The following is a 14,158-nucleotide window of genomic DNA, read 5'->3' as shown; positions in this document are numbered from 1 at the left end:
GGCCTGGAGGGCACGGACGGCGCTGCCTCCGCCGCCGGTGTCAGCGCCGCCGCCGCGGCCGAGCTGCGTGCCTACGCCACCGGCGGGCTCGCCCAGGCCGTCCAGGCGGTGCGGGACGAGTGGGACGCGCGCCTGGCCGACCTGCGCCACCGGCTCGACGCGATCGAGGAGGCCGCGGCCCTGCTGATCACGTCCGACCCTGACCAGGACCGCGACCACCGGGCCCTGCGGGCCGAGCGCCGAGCGGTCAGACAGCGGATCGGGCAGATTGGCAGGGCCTCGGCGCACGGCACCCTCGTCGAGTCCGGGCTGCTGCCGAACTACGCGCTGATCGACACCCGTACCGCGCTGGAAGCCACCCTCACCTGGGAGGACCGCAGCAGCGACGACAACCGGGTCTTCCACAGCGAACTGAGGGAGTACAACCGCCCCGCCCGTCCCGCGCTGGTGGAACTCGCCCCCGGGAACAGCTACTACGTCCTCGGCTACCGGCACACCATCTCCGGCCTCGACATCGGCTCGCCGAACCGGCCCGCCTACGAACAGTGGCGGGTCTGCCCGGCCTGCGGCTACGTGCGTACCACGCTGGCCGCCGAGGACACCGGCCGCTGCCCCCGCTGCGCCAGCCCGGCGATCGCCGACGCGGGCAACCTGTTCACCGTCCTGCGGCCCACCAAGGTCACCGCGCACGACCGGCGGGACGACGCGAAGATCCACGATGATTCCGACGAACGCGACGTCAGGCCCTACACCACGGCAATCGCCGTCGACGTCGACCCGGCCCACGTCGAGAAGTCCTGGCGGCACAGCCACGTCACCTTCGGCGTCGACTACACCCGTCAGGCCGTCATCCGTGAGTTCAACCTGGGCGTGGCCCACTACGACCGGCCCGCCAGCGACATTTTCGCCGGGGTCGACACCCGGCTCAGCCCCTTCTACACGTGCACCTCGTGCGGCGGCACCACCACCGACCGGCCGCCGACGACGACGGGCCTCGCCGCGATCGCGCCGTCCACCTCGGCCAGCGGGCCGGGCCGCCCCGGTGACAAAGCGGCCGAACACCACCGGCTGTGGTGCCGCTATCGGCGCGCCCCGCACGCCGCCGAGCACGTCCCGCTGATCCTCGCCCACGAGCTGCGCACCGAGGCCCTGCGCATCCTGGTGCCGGCGGTCACCGCCGCCGTCGAGGAGCGGATCGTCTCCTTCGCCGCGGCCCTGCGCCTGGGCATCGCCGCCCGATACGGCGGTGACCCCGACCATCTGCGGATCGTGAAGGCGGTCATGCCCGACCAGGAGACCGGGCACACCCGCCGGTTCCTGGTCGTCCACGACGTCCAGCCCGGCGGCACCGGCTACCTGCACCGGATCAGCGACCCGGACAGCTTCCGCGACGTGCTCCAGGCCGCCCGGGATGTGATCGCGGACTGCCGCTGCGTCACCGAAGGTAAACCGGCCTGCCACCGCTGCCTGCTGCGCTACGCCCGGGACAGGGAGTTCCCCCTGATGATCCGGGCCGAGGCGCTGAGCATGCTGGGGGAGCTGCTGGAGCCCTGGACGGTCGGGCCGTCGGTACGCACGAGCGAGATCTCCCTGTTCGACCAGGTCGAAAGCGAACTGGAACTGCGCTTCCTGCGGGCCCTGCTCGACTGGGGCCAGCGCCCGGACAGCCGTGCCAGCATCACCCGGGCAGCCGACCAGGACGGCGCCCGCATCGCCGACCTGCGGATGGAGACCCCCGACGGCCAGGTCGTCCACTGGCGGATGAAGCTGCAGAACACCATCCGCGGCACCCGGCCGGACATCCACTTCGTCCGTCTGGACGCCGCCCCCGCCGAGGTGGCCGTCTACCTCGACGGCTACCGCTACCACGCGTCCAGCGAACACAACCGGCTCGCCGACGACGCCGACAAACGCACCCGGCTGCGCGCCCACGGCGTGCACGTCTTCCAGCTCACCTGGGACGACGTGGAGGCCTGGCGCAACGGGACCAACGGGGCCGATGGGGCCGATGGTGTGGGCGGAGCCGGCGGCGGCCGGCCGCGGGTGTGGTCGCCGTACCACGGCCTCGGGCGGCGGGCCGCCCGCGACTACTACCAGCAGCGCACCGGGCGCGACGGTGGAGAGCTCAACGACACGGTCTGGGTGAACCCGGTCGAAACGCTGCTGGCGTTCCTGCGGGATCCCGACCCGCGGCTGTGGCGGGCCCGGGCCGAGGGCGGGCTAGCCGGGCTGCTCAGACAGCCGGGCGCGGTGGCCACCTCGTCGGGCTCCCGGCACGTCGCCGACCGGGTCACCGCGGCGCTGCGTGGCGACGATCTCCCCTCGCGTGGGCTCGACCCGATCATTCTGCTGCGGGTCGCCGACACCGGCGGCTGCCCGCTCGTACTGATCGTCGACGAGCGGGCCGGCAGCACGGACCGGGCCTGGTCGGCCCTGGTGGCGGTCGACGACCGGCCCGCGACCATCGCCGCCGACGAGGAGGACCACCGGATCCGCTGGGCCGCCTGGCTGTACTGGACCAACCTGGTGCAGTTCCTCGACGCCGGCCGCGGGGACGGCGTCCAGCTCGCGCTCTCCGCACTGGGCACCTTTGACCCCGGGCTGCTGGCGGTCGCCGAAGGCGGCGGCCTGCTGTCCGTGGCGCGGGCTCTCCCGCTGGACGACGAGACGTCGTCCTGGCTCGGCCGGGCGTCACTGCTCGGCCGAGTGTCACTCCTGCCGGCCAGGCCGCCGGCGACCGGCGCGCGGCCGGCGGACCCACGCTGGCAGGAGGTGCTGGACCTGCTCGACCCGGACGAGCCCGGCCTGGAACAGCTGGTACGCGGCGTGCTGGCCGCCGGTGCGCCGCCGCCCGAGATCGGTTACGAGATCGGTGACCAGGCGTGGCAGGCCGAGGTCGCATGGCCCGCGGCCCGGGTGGCGGTGCTCCTCGGCCCCGTGGCCGCCGAGCCCGGTGACGCCACCGGTCCCGGCGGTGCCGACGGCTCCACGGCTGATGGCTCCACAGCTGGTGACGCCGAGATCGCCGATCGGGACGCAGCGTACACGGCCGCCGGTTGGGACGCCCGGACAGCCACCCGGTGGGCCGTCGACGAACTCGTCCAGAAGATCGTCGTACCTGCTGGATCGGCCGTACCCGGTGGATCGGTCGACGGATCACGAGAGGACACAGACCGGTGAGCGGCCAGGGCGGGGTGACGCTGCGGATCCTGGAGCGTGCGGACAAGGAGATCCTGGCGCTGTCGCGTACCGGCAAGGGCGCGGTCTACGAGTTCCAGGACCTTTTCCGGCGTAACCCGTGGAACCCGAAACTGCGTTTCAAACGGCTCAGTGGCGATCCACGGCTGTGGTCGGCCCGAGTCGGGAACGATTTCCGGGCGCTGCTGCTCCACGTCGGCGGTCAGGACTATCTGCTTGTCTCGGTCCGCGACCGCAAGGACGTGTACGACAGCCTCGACCGGTACCAGTACCAGATCAACCGGGTCACCGGCGGTATCGAGGTCGTCGACCTGTCACCGGTCGGTGACAGCATTGTCGGCCGTCTGCTGCCACCCGACCCGGACGGGCACCGTCCGCACGAGCGTCGTCCCGACGGCGGCGTCGAGGCGAAACCCGGTGACGACGGCCCGCGGGGGGCCACGGGCCACACCGTCGTCTCCGGCGGCGAAAAGGCCGGCGGCGAGAAAGCCGGCGGCGAGAAAGCCGGGGAGGCAGGGGACGCCGATGCCGCGGAAAAGGGCGGGCCGCGCCCGCTGTTCGCCGGCATCAGCGACGAGATCCTCCTCGACCTCGGTGTTTCCGAGCCGCTGATCCCGCTCATCCGGCGGATCGTCACCGAGGACGAGCTGCTCGCCCTCGCCGATATCGCCCCGCAGCTCACCGCCGACGTCCTGCTGGCCCTGTACGACGGCAAGACCTACGAGCAGGTGCTCGAGGAGGTGACCGACCCCGTCCGCGCCGACGAGCCGGTCAACCCCGACGACTTCGCCGCGGCGGTGCAGCGCCCGTCAACCCAGGTCACCAGCAATGACGAGGCCCTGCGGGCGATCCTCGCCGAGTCGTTCGCCCGCTGGCAGGTCTTCCTGCACCCCACCCAGCGCAAACTGGTCGAACGCCGGTACAACGGGCCGGCCCGGGTCGGCGGCGGCCCCGGGACCGGCAAGACCATCGTCGCCCTGCACCGAGCCCGCTACCTGGCCGAACACCTGCCACCCGGCGACGACAAACCGATCCTGCTGACGACCTTCAACCGCAACCTCGCCGCCGACCTGCGCACCAGGCTGCTGGCACTGGCCGGCCCGGAGCTGCTCGCCCGGGTGGACATCGTCAACATCGACAAGCTGGCCGGCCGGATCGTCGCCGAGGCCGGGCTCGACAGCCGCCGCCGGATCGTCGACGACACCGTCGCCGCCGAGCGGTGGCAGGCCATGCTCCTCGAACTGGGCGAGACACGCTGGGACCCGCAGTTCCTGGCCGCCGAATGGTCCCAGGTCGTCCTCGGGCAGGTCCTCAACTCACGGACCGACTATTTCAAGGCACGCCGGCCGGGCCGCGGCCGCGCGCTCACCCGACAGGACCGGGACGTCATCTGGCGGCTCACCGAACGGTTCGAAAAACGGCTCGAGGACGACGGCATATGGACCTGGCGCCAGCTGGCCGGCCGCGCCGCGCGCCTGGAAATGGACCGCCAGGCCCAGATCCAGCGGGCGCTGCGCGGGCAGCACAGCTCCGGCTCCACCCTGCGTTACCGCTACCGGCACGTCATCGTCGACGAGGCGCAGGACCTCGGCGCCGCGCACTGGAAGATGCTGCGTGCCATGGTCCCGCCCATGCCGGACGACATGTTCCTCGCTGGCGACACCCATCAGCGCATCTACGACAACTATGTCACCCTGGGCAGCCTCGGGATCAATATCCGCGGGCGTTCGGCCAGGCTGACCCTCAGCTACCGCACCACCCGGCAGATCCTGGGAACGGCGTTGGAGCTGCTCAGCGGGGAGACATACGACGATCTGGACGGCGGCGAGGAGAACCTTGCCGGATACCGCTCGCTGCTGCGGGGTGGCCGGCCGGCGCTGCGCGGCGTGGGCACCTGGGCCGAGGAGCAGCAGCTGATCAGCCGTCAGGTACGGACGTGGCTGGCGGCGCCCGACGGCCCGCCGGCCGACAGTTCGGCGACGGGTGGTCTGCCATCGGACGGTTCGATCGCGGTGTGCGTACCGACCAGGCAGATGGCCGGCGAGGTCATCCAACGCCTCACCGAGGACGGGATCATCGCTGTCGAGATCGGCCCGGAGGGGCCGAAGCGTCACGACGGTGTGCACGTGGGCACGATGCACCGCTTCAAGGGGCTCGAATACCGACGGATGATCATTGGCGGGGTGTGCGCCGGGCTGGTACCGCGCAGCGCCATCGAGAGCTACCAGGACAGCGACCCCAAGCGCTACCTGCGAGAACGGATGCGCGACCGCTCCCTGCTCTTCGTCGCCGCCACCCGAGCCCGCGACGACCTGACCATCTTCTGGCACGGCACCCCGAGCCCTTTCCTTGCCGTCACGCACTCCTGACAGCCGGAAACGGTATGGATGCCTCAACGGCCCGCGGGTAAGGGGCTGGCGGGCGAGGTGCTGGGGAAAGTGCTGAGGGCGAAAAACGGTGGCCCGGGAGGTGAGCCCGGGCCACCGTTGTCACAGCGATGTCATGTCACGGTGATGCCACGACAACATCACGGAAGTCTCATGGTGGAGTCGTCCGCAGGCGTCGGCGGTCGCCCGTGCTCTCAGGTGACGGGTGCTGGAATGACCTTTCCGGTGTCGGCGTCCACGTTGCCGGACCACTGGACGCCGGCCACGCCGGGGTTCCAGTCGTGGGCCACGCCGTAGACCCCGTAGTTGGGGAAGTACTTCTTGCTGAGATGGTTGTTGATGAACTTGATCTCGTCGCTGGAACCGCCGGGGAGCAGGCTGGAGTAGAAGATCCACGAGCCGCCGGCCAGCCAGTTGTTGTCGACGGTGACGTTGTGGTTGCTGCCGTACTCGGTGCCGAGCTGGACCACACCCGCTATGCAGTGGTCCAGGGCGATGTCGATCGTGTTGTGCCTGATCGTGATGTTGTCGGTGTTCCCGAGCCCCTGCAGGCCGTCGATGTGCTCACAGGCCGAGCTGACGACGAAGTCGTGGAGGTAGGAGTCCTCGACGACGTTGCCGCCGTCGATGCCGCCGCCGTCACGGAAGCCGCGGATCTCCACCCGGCGTACCGTCCAGTTCCTGCCCCGGATGGCCATCTCGTCGGCCGGTTGCGGGTCGTAGCTGCCGATGAACTCCGAGTCCTCGACCGTGACCGAGGCGTTGGCGACCTGGTCGCTGTTCACGCTGACACCGAAGGTGTCGTCGGTCGAGATGACACTGTTTCTGATCACGACTCCGGGCGCGGAGATGGTGAGGCGGCCGCCGCCCTTGATCCGGGCGTTCTGGATGACGGTGTTGGCCTTGGTGATCTCTCGCGGGCCGGTGTAGTCGGTCAGTGTCACACCGGCGGGTACCCCGGTGTTGCCGGCGTTCGGGAAGCTGCTGGCCGGGGCGGGCGCCGGGGCCGGGGCGCCGGGCTGGGCCGCCGTCGGCGTCTTCGGCACGCCGGCCGCCGCGGTGGCCGTGGGCGTCGCCGGTGGTGCCGCTGTCGGCTGTGAGGACGCAGTCGTGGTGGGTGTCGCGGCGAGAGCGATGGCGGCCGGTGGTGTCGGTGTTGATGTCGGCCCCGGGTCTACCGCTGGTTTGCAGCCGGCAAGCCCGCCGGTGATCGCCACAGCCGCTCCGGCGAGCAGGGGCACGAGCCGCCCGCCCAGCCAACGTTGTGAGCCCACTGTGAATTTCCTCCTTCAGCCGTGAATACGGCTTTGATCCCCCCGATGTTGATAATGACAGTAGCGCTCCTCATGGGCATCCACCGAGAGTCACCGTCATATTTCACAGAGTGCTGTTGGCGCGTTGGCTCAATTGATCGTAATTGTGTTTCAAGAGTTGTTTTGTTGCCTGTGGTCGTTCTTATTGGCGTGCAATTTTGTGAAATTGCAACCATTTGTGAACAATTTATAACCGTTGGTAGTTACGTATAACTCCAGATACTGGGTGTGACATGCCGGGCAAACCCAACGGGCTGGTGGACGGACGAAGCTGGCGTCGTGCCCCGGCCGGGGCCGGCCAGGGGCCGGCGCCCGCGGCCGGCGTCGCGGCCCGTGCCGCGGGCGTCCCTCCAGCGGAGCTCGGTGCGGTCATGACGCGCAGTGCGGTGTCAAAGATCGATATTGCGTGGCCTAGCCTGTCCGTGGCAGGGGGGAGGCCATGTACACGACTTTGCGTGACCGTCCGCCGGAATCCTCGCGGCCGGGCGCGGCCGGGGCCGCTCCGGCCACACCACCCGCCGCCCACGTGGACGGGACGCTCCCCACGCCCGCCGGGCGGGGCGGACGAGGCCGGGCCACCCGGCGGCTGCGCCAGGCCGTCGGCCCCACGGTGCTGCTGCTCGGGCTCACCAGCCTGCTCACCGACCTGTCGACCGAGATGGTCACCGCCGTCCTGCCGTTGTACCTGGTGGGCACGCTCGGTTTCACCCCGTTCCAGTACGGCCTGGTCAATGGTCTCTACCAGGGCGTGAGTGTGTTCGTACGGCCGGTCAGCGGTCTGCTGTCCGACCGCTGGATGCGCCACCGTGACATCGCCGCGGCCGGTTACGCCATGTCCGCGCTCGCGAAGGGCGTGCTGGTGCTGGGAGCAGCCTCCCCCGCGATGGTCTCCGGATCGCTGGCCGGCGACCGGATAGGCAAGGGGCTGCGGACGGCCCCACGGGACGCCCTGCTGTCCCTGACCTCCCGGGAGAGCGACCTCGGGTTCGTCTTCGGCATCCACCGGGCGATGGACACGGTCGGCGCGATGCTCGGGCCGTTCGTCGCCTTCGCCCTGCTGGCCGCCTCGCCGGACTCGTACGACCTGGTCTTCGTCGTGAGCGCGTGCGTGGCTCTGATGGGTGTCGCCGTGATCGTCCTCCTGGTCGAGCGGCACCCCCCGGGCACGGCGGGCACCGTGCCCGTCAACGGCGACGCGAACGATCTTCCTGTGTCCGGTGCCGGGCCGGTCGAGGCCGTGGCGGTATCCACGGCCGCATCGAGCCTGCCGGCCGCGCCGGCCGTATCGGGCATACCAGGCGTACCGGATCCGCCGGCCGCGCCGGCCATATCGGGCCCGCCGGTCCCGCCCGGCACGCCGGACTCTCTGGACGCGCCGGGCGGGGGTGAGCCGTCCGGCCGTCCCGTGCGCACCATGCGGGCCGCCATCGGTCTGTTGGCCGACAGGCGTTACCGTGCGCTCACCATCGTCGCTGGGGCTCTGTCCCTGTGCACGATCGGTGACGGTTTCGTCTACCTCCGTCTCCAGCAGGAGGTGGATCTCGCGGCCTACTACTTCCCCCTGCTCGCGGCGGGGACGTCGTGCGTCTACCTCGCCCTGGCCGTCCCCCTGGGCCGGATCGCCGACCGGACCGGCCGCACCCGGATGCTGATCATCGGCTACGTGCTGCTGGTCGCCGTCTACCTGCTGCTCCTCGTGCCGCGGCCGGGTGCCGCCGTCCTGCTCGGCTGCCTGGCGCTGCTCGGGGCCTTCTACGCGGCGACCGACGGCGTCCTGCCCGCGGCGGCGAGCGCGCTGCTGCCGGCCGGGTCGCGGACCACCGGGATCGCGCTCCTGCAGACCTGGGTGGCGCTCGGGCAACTGGCGGCATCCGCCGGGTTCGGTGCGCTGTGGACGCTGTACGGTGCCAGCTCGGCACTGTGGCTGGCGGGCGGGGCCGGAGCCGCCGGGTGCCTCGTGGCGGTGGCCGTTCTCGCCCGGGCCCGGGTGCTCGCCCCGGTGGGCGCGCCCGGCCCGGTGGGTGGGCCCGGCCCGACGGGGACGCCTGTGACGCAGGACAGCGGAAAGGAGACGGGCACCGATGGCTGACCCGGCCCGGGCCCGTGGACGTCCGCCCGGTCCGCCCCGGCCCGCCGCGCCCACCGCGCCCGGCAAGCGCGGCGGGCGCGGTGGGCGCGGCACATCAGGCAGGCCCGGCGCCGGCCGGAAACCGGATGCCACGGCGTCCACCGGACGACGTCGACGACTGTTCGTGTTCGTGGCGCTGCTGGTGGTATGCGTACTCCTGGCCGGGAGCTACGGGCTGTATGTGGCCCACCGCGACGCGACGGACCCGCGCCGCTCCGGATCACCGGCCGGGACGGCCGGCACGGCCCCGCTGACCGGCGAACCGAAGATCGTTTTTCGGAGCACGGCCCGGGACTCCTCCTACGGCCGGGTGGCGATGGTGCCGCTGAACAGCCCCGCCGGCTCCCGGGAGGTCACCTCGCTGACGTGTGAGCGGGTGGACATCGCCGGTGACACCGGTCTCTGCCTCGGCGCCGAACGCGGCGTGGTGACCACGTACAAGGCGTACCTGTTCGGTCCCGACCTCCGTCCGGTCCACAGCTTCCGGGTGGCGGGTGAGCCGAGCCGGGCACGCCTGTCCCGCGACGGCCATCTGGCCGCGGTCACGGTGTTCGTCTCCGGGCATGCCTACGCCGGCCCGGCCTTCTCCACCGCCACCACCCTCTACGACGTCCGCAAGCAGCGCGAGCTGGGTAGTCTCGAGCAGTTCGCGATCTTTCGGGACGGCCAGCGGATCAACCCGGCGGACCAGAACTTCTGGGGTGTGACGTTCGCCTCGGACGACGACACCTTCTACGCGACGTTCGCGACCGGCGGCACCACCTACCTGGTCCGGGGCAGCGTCCGGGCCCGGCAGGTGCACACGCTCACGACCAACGTGGAGTGCCCGTCGCTGTCCCCCGACGGCACCCGGATCGCCTTCAAGCAGCGGGTGGCCGCCGACGGCGGCCCGGTGCGCTGGCGGGCGACCGTGCTCGACCTGAAGACGATGCGGCGCACCGAGCTGGCGGACCAGCGCAGCGTCGACGACCAGATCGCCTGGTTCGACAACGACACGGTCGTCTACGGCCTGCCGCGGGACGGCAGCGCCGCCTCGATCACCGATACCTGGGCCGAGCCGGCGGACGGTTCGGGCGCGCCGCGCATCCTCGTCCCGCAGGCATGGTCGCCGGCCCTGTTCCGCTGAGCGGGCGCCCCGGGCCGGACGTGCCGGGCATGCCGTTCGCGGTGGTTCCGTTCGTGGTGGTTCCGTTCGCGCTGGTTCCGGTCATGGTCGTCTCGCCGGGGCTGTTCCGGCCGCGGCCGCGCTGGTCACGGCTGGGTTGGCTGGCCCGTCGCCTTCGGCCGTCGGCCGGCTGGTTCGTCGTCCTCGGTTGTTGGGGCTGACTGGTTCGTCACAGCCGTTGATCTTGTCGGAAGCCCCGGGCAGGCCACTATCATGGCCCTCCAGTGTGCCGCGAGTGGATCGCGGCACGCCCGAAGGTGACAGCTCGATGATGCGCGTCACCCTCCCGACCGGTAATTCCCCTGGTGGGTGCCGCCCTGTTCACGCGGCCGCCCCGCGTTATCGCCTGTGAGCCACGTCGCCTGTGAGCCACATCTCTGTACACCACGCTATTCCGGTATGCAATGTCATTCCGATACGTTCTGGTGGGCCATGTCGTTCTGGTAGGCCATGTCGACCGGGGGAAAAGCTCCGGCGGCCAGCGCCCCGGAGCCGGTCAGAACCAGATGCCGGTCAGAACCAGATGTCGATCAGAACCAGGTGCCGGTCGAAAGGCAGGTAGGGGATCGCATGTCAGTCGAGTCCGTCGATCAGCCACTGGCCCGTAAGCAGGTGACGGCCGTCCCGGTCGAAGCCTGCCGCTCGTGTGGCGGGCCGCGGCCACGCCCGTTCCTCTCCCTGGGGCGGACACCGATCGCCAACCGGCTGCTGCGGCCCGACGACCTCGCCGAGCCCGAGCCCGTCTTTCCCCTCGAGATCGGTTTCTGTGCCTCCTGCGCGCTGGTCCAGCTCACCCACGCCATCCCGGCGGAGGAGATTTTCGGCGCCGGTTACCGGCCCTTCCCGTCGTCCGGGGACACGCCGCGCCGAAATGCGGACAGGCGTGCCAGGGAAATCATCGCCGGTCGTGCTCTCGGCCCCGACAGCCTGGTCGTGGAGATCGCGAGCGGTGACGGGTGCCTGCTGCGGGCGTTCGCCGAACGCGGGATCCCGGTGCTCGGCATCGAGCCGTCACCCGCACTCGCGTCCGCCGCCCGCGCGATCGGCGTGCCGACCCGTACGGAGTTCTTCGACGCCGGGCTCGCCCGGTCGCTGGCCGCCGAGGGGCTGCGGGCGGACGTCATCATCGTCGACAACGTGCTGGCGCACCTCCCCGATCCGAACGGCTTCGCCGAGGGCATGTCCGTCCTGCTCGCCGATGACGGGATCGTCGAAGTGGATGACTCCGGGGTCGGAGCCCTGCTCGACCACACCGGGTTCGACGCCGTCGACCATGATCGTTCCTGTTATTTCTCCACCATCGCCGTGGACGCGCTGATGCGCCGTCACGGTCTGCGCCTGACGGACGTGGAGGAGTTCCCCGAGCATCCCGGCGGCATCCTGCGCTGGCGGCTGAGCCGGGCCGGAAGACCCGGCCCGGGGGTGGGCAGGCGCCTTGACCGTGAACGTGCCGCCGGCCTGGACACCTTCGACCGGTACGCGAGTTTCGCCGACGACGTGCGCGAGTCACAGGCCGAGCTGCTCACCCTCCTGCACGAGCTGCGCGCGCACGGGCGGAGCGTGGCCGCCTACGGCGCCGCGGCCAAAGGCGCCATGCTGCTGAACTCCAGCGGTATCACCACCGATCTTGTGCAGTACGTCGTCGACCGCAACGTCGACAAGCAGGGCAAGTACATCCCGGGCGCGCGTACGCCGATCCTCGACCCGGCCGTGCTGGCCCAGCGCCAGCCGCACTACCTGCTCCTGCTGGCCTGGAACGTCAGAGACGAGATCATGGATCAGCAGGCGGCGTTCGCCCGCAGGGGCGGCAAGTTCATCGTCCCGGTTCCTCGTCCGGTTGTGTGTTAGTTGTCTTTTTGTCTTTTTGTCTTTTTGGCTGTGGGTAGCTCCGTGCCAGGCGAAGGCGCCATGTGGGGGCGGCCGGGCAGGGATGCCGGGTGAGGTGGCGGACGGGGGATGGCGGGCCGCGCGTCCCGGCCCCGATCGGTGATCCACGTTTCCGTGGCCGGGCGCCGGTGCCGTCGGACGCCGTTGCCGCCGGAGCCGGTTGTGTCGGTGTGGCCGGTTGCGGCGGCCACGCCTTCCGCACGTCCATTACTTTGCGTGACTGAATGATTTCTTCGGCGGGTTCCGCTGCCGCGGAAACACGTGGCGGACGCGCCGTGTAGTTTCAATGCTTGAGGACGGTGGGGCCACCGGCTTTCTCGCCCCCGGGGGTGCCCGCCGTTCCAGCGATCTGGAAGGTCCGGGAGGTCTCAGGGAATCCAGGGGGCTGTAATGTCTGCGCAGGACAGGTGCTACGGGGGTGTCCGCGTCCGCCAGCTTTTCGCGTTTTCCTATGATCTTGTATTTTCTCGTGGCCCGAGGAGGACGTTCCGGTGACCCGGGCCGCCTGGCCGCGCGCGGAAGCCGAGCGCGCGCTGCCCAGAATCTCGCCGTTCCGGCTGCTCCGGCGCCGGTGGCTGGTGATCATCCTCGGGGCGGTCGTCGGTGCCGTCTGCGCGCTGGCCGTCAGCAAGCAGCGGGACGAGCGTTTCGAGGCGACCGGCCGGGTGTTCCTGGGTGCCTCCCAGGCGCTACCCAGCAGTGATCATCTCGACGCCGCCCGGATCGTCCAGACCCAGGCCCAGCTCGCCGGCTCCACCGTGACGCTCGATCTGGCCGCCAAGCAGCTGGGCCTGCCGCGGCGGGAGGTGGCCGAGCGGCTGACGATCACCGCGTCCGAACGGGGCGACTTCTTCACGATCACCGGCAGGGGCGATACCGAGCAGCGGGCGACCGGTCTCGTCCAGGCCGTCGAGGCCGCCTACCAGCAGCTTCTCACCCAGCAGCAGGCGGCCGGCGGCGGGACGGCCCGTTCGCTGACGGAGCTGCGTGACGAGATCTCCCAGAACCTCCGGAGGCTGGCGGCGCTGCCGAGGACCGCGGACGGCCAGACGCTGGCCACCCAGGTCGCCACCCTCAACGCGCAGCTCGCCGAGCTCAACCGGCAGATCCCGCAGGTACAGGCCACCGGCACGCCGGCCGCGGTGACCCTCGCCGAGCCCGCTTCCCCGGTCGGGAAGGTCGCTCCGAAACTGGCGCGCAACACGCTCGTCGGCGCCCTGGCCGGCCTGCTGCTGACGGTGGCCGGGCTCTGCGCCACCTACCTGCGCCGCCCGACGGTGCTCGACGCCGGGGACGCGGCCGACGTCCTGGGTGCTCCGCTGATCGCGAGCATTTCCGGCGGGCGGGGCAACGACCTGCCGGCCGGCCGGCTGGTCGCCGCCATGGCCTCCGTGCTGGCCCCGACCGGCAAGGTCATCGCACTCACCCCGGCCGGCCGGGGTGACCTGGCGCCCGACCTGGTCACGACGGTGGCGGCGAGCTGGTCGGACGACCAGGGGATCGTGCTGATCCTGGACGCCTCGCCGGAGCCGGACATGCGCGGGGCCCTGGAGCGTCTGCCACCCGCCGTGTCCAGCGAGCTGCCCCGGTGGGCCCACGAGCCGACCTGCATGGCGCGTTCGTCCGGTGCCGGCAGCGGGCATGTGCTGTACAACCGGGTCGCGCAGGCCCGGGCGGCCCGCCCCGGCGGTCTCGTGCCCATCCTGGCCGACCGGGCACCGGTCGTCGATCTTGTCATCGTGCTGACACCCCCTCTTGTCGATCTTCCGATGACGGCGGCGTCCGCCATGCAGGCGGATGTCGTCATCGCGGTCGCGACCGGCCGGACGCGGATCAGGGAGCTCTCGCGGGTCCTGCGGGACTGGCCGGCCCTGGCCGAACGCCTGGTGGGTGTGGTGCACGACGGACGGCCCGGCACGCGCCGGCCCGCTGGCCGTGGTGCCGCTGACAGCGGCTTCGGCGTGTCACGGGTGGCCGCGTCACCCGTGGTCGTGCCTCGTGCCGCCGCACCGTCGGGCCTGTCGCGGGAGGACGCGGCTTCCGGCTCCGCCGACAGCGCGGCCGGCCACGGCGGGGCACC

The 14,158-nt window shown here is 71.1% G+C and carries 7 protein-coding genes; 6 read left to right on the top strand and 1 reads right to left on the bottom strand.

Going from position 1 to position 14,158, the window contains the following annotated elements:
- Positions 1-3,180: Zn-binding domain-containing protein (locus NBW84_RS15275; protein ID WP_250285410.1), on the top strand; the 3,180-nt coding region annotated here is incomplete at its 5' end.
- Entirely contained in the window at positions 3,177-5,567 is a 2,391-nt protein-coding gene (locus NBW84_RS15270; protein WP_250285409.1) for a UvrD-helicase domain-containing protein, read from the top strand. The genes NBW84_RS15275 and NBW84_RS15270, both read left to right, overlap by 4 nt.
- 212 nt (positions 5,568-5,779) lie before the next feature.
- Here NBW84_RS15270 and NBW84_RS15265 read toward each other — a convergent pair whose 3' ends face one another.
- Positions 5,780-6,859 carry a hypothetical protein gene (locus NBW84_RS15265; protein ID WP_250285408.1) on the bottom strand — a complete coding sequence of 360 codons (1,080 nt, stop codon included), beginning with the start codon at positions 6,857-6,859 and terminating at the stop codon, positions 5,780-5,782.
- A gap of 478 nt (positions 6,860-7,337) precedes the next feature.
- Between NBW84_RS15265 and NBW84_RS15260 the strand changes: the two genes are divergently transcribed.
- The 4 genes from NBW84_RS15260 to NBW84_RS15245 all read left to right on the top strand — a co-directional run.
- Positions 7,338-8,987: an MFS transporter gene (locus NBW84_RS15260; protein ID WP_250285407.1), complete on the top strand. Its 1,650-nt coding sequence runs from the start codon at positions 7,338-7,340 to the stop codon at positions 8,985-8,987.
- Positions 8,980-10,152 carry a TolB-like translocation protein gene (locus tag NBW84_RS15255; RefSeq protein WP_250285406.1) on the top strand — a complete coding sequence of 391 codons (1,173 nt, stop codon included), beginning with the start codon at positions 8,980-8,982 and terminating at the stop codon, positions 10,150-10,152. The genes NBW84_RS15260 and NBW84_RS15255 overlap by 8 nt, the downstream gene beginning before the upstream one ends.
- A 609-nt stretch (positions 10,153-10,761) precedes the next feature.
- The gene (locus NBW84_RS15250; RefSeq protein WP_250285405.1) at positions 10,762-12,039 is read left to right on the top strand and encodes a methyltransferase domain-containing protein; all 1,278 of its coding nucleotides are present in this window, start codon (positions 10,762-10,764) and stop codon (positions 12,037-12,039) included.
- A gap of 530 nt (positions 12,040-12,569) precedes the next feature.
- A partial coding sequence (locus NBW84_RS15245; RefSeq protein WP_250285404.1) for a hypothetical protein occupies positions 12,570-14,158 on the top strand: 1,589 nt, incomplete at its 3' end.

The sequence above is a fragment of the Protofrankia sp. CiP1_Cm_nod2 genome (assembly GCF_920664355.1).
Lineage (GTDB): Bacteria > Actinomycetota > Actinomycetes > Frankiales > Frankiaceae > Protofrankia.
The sequence above is the reverse complement of the archived record's forward strand: the minus strand, read 5'-3'. Positions and strand labels throughout refer to the sequence as shown.

Coding starts and splice junctions, on each gene's coding strand:
- NBW84_RS15260 (WP_250285407.1), top strand. CDS start 7,338: ATGTACACGACTTTGCGTGACCGTCCGCCGGAATCCTCGCGGCCGGGC.
- NBW84_RS15255 (WP_250285406.1), top strand. CDS start 8,980: ATGGCTGACCCGGCCCGGGCCCGTGGACGTCCGCCCGGTCCGCCCCGG.
- NBW84_RS15250 (WP_250285405.1), top strand. CDS start 10,762: ATGTCAGTCGAGTCCGTCGATCAGCCACTGGCCCGTAAGCAGGTGACG.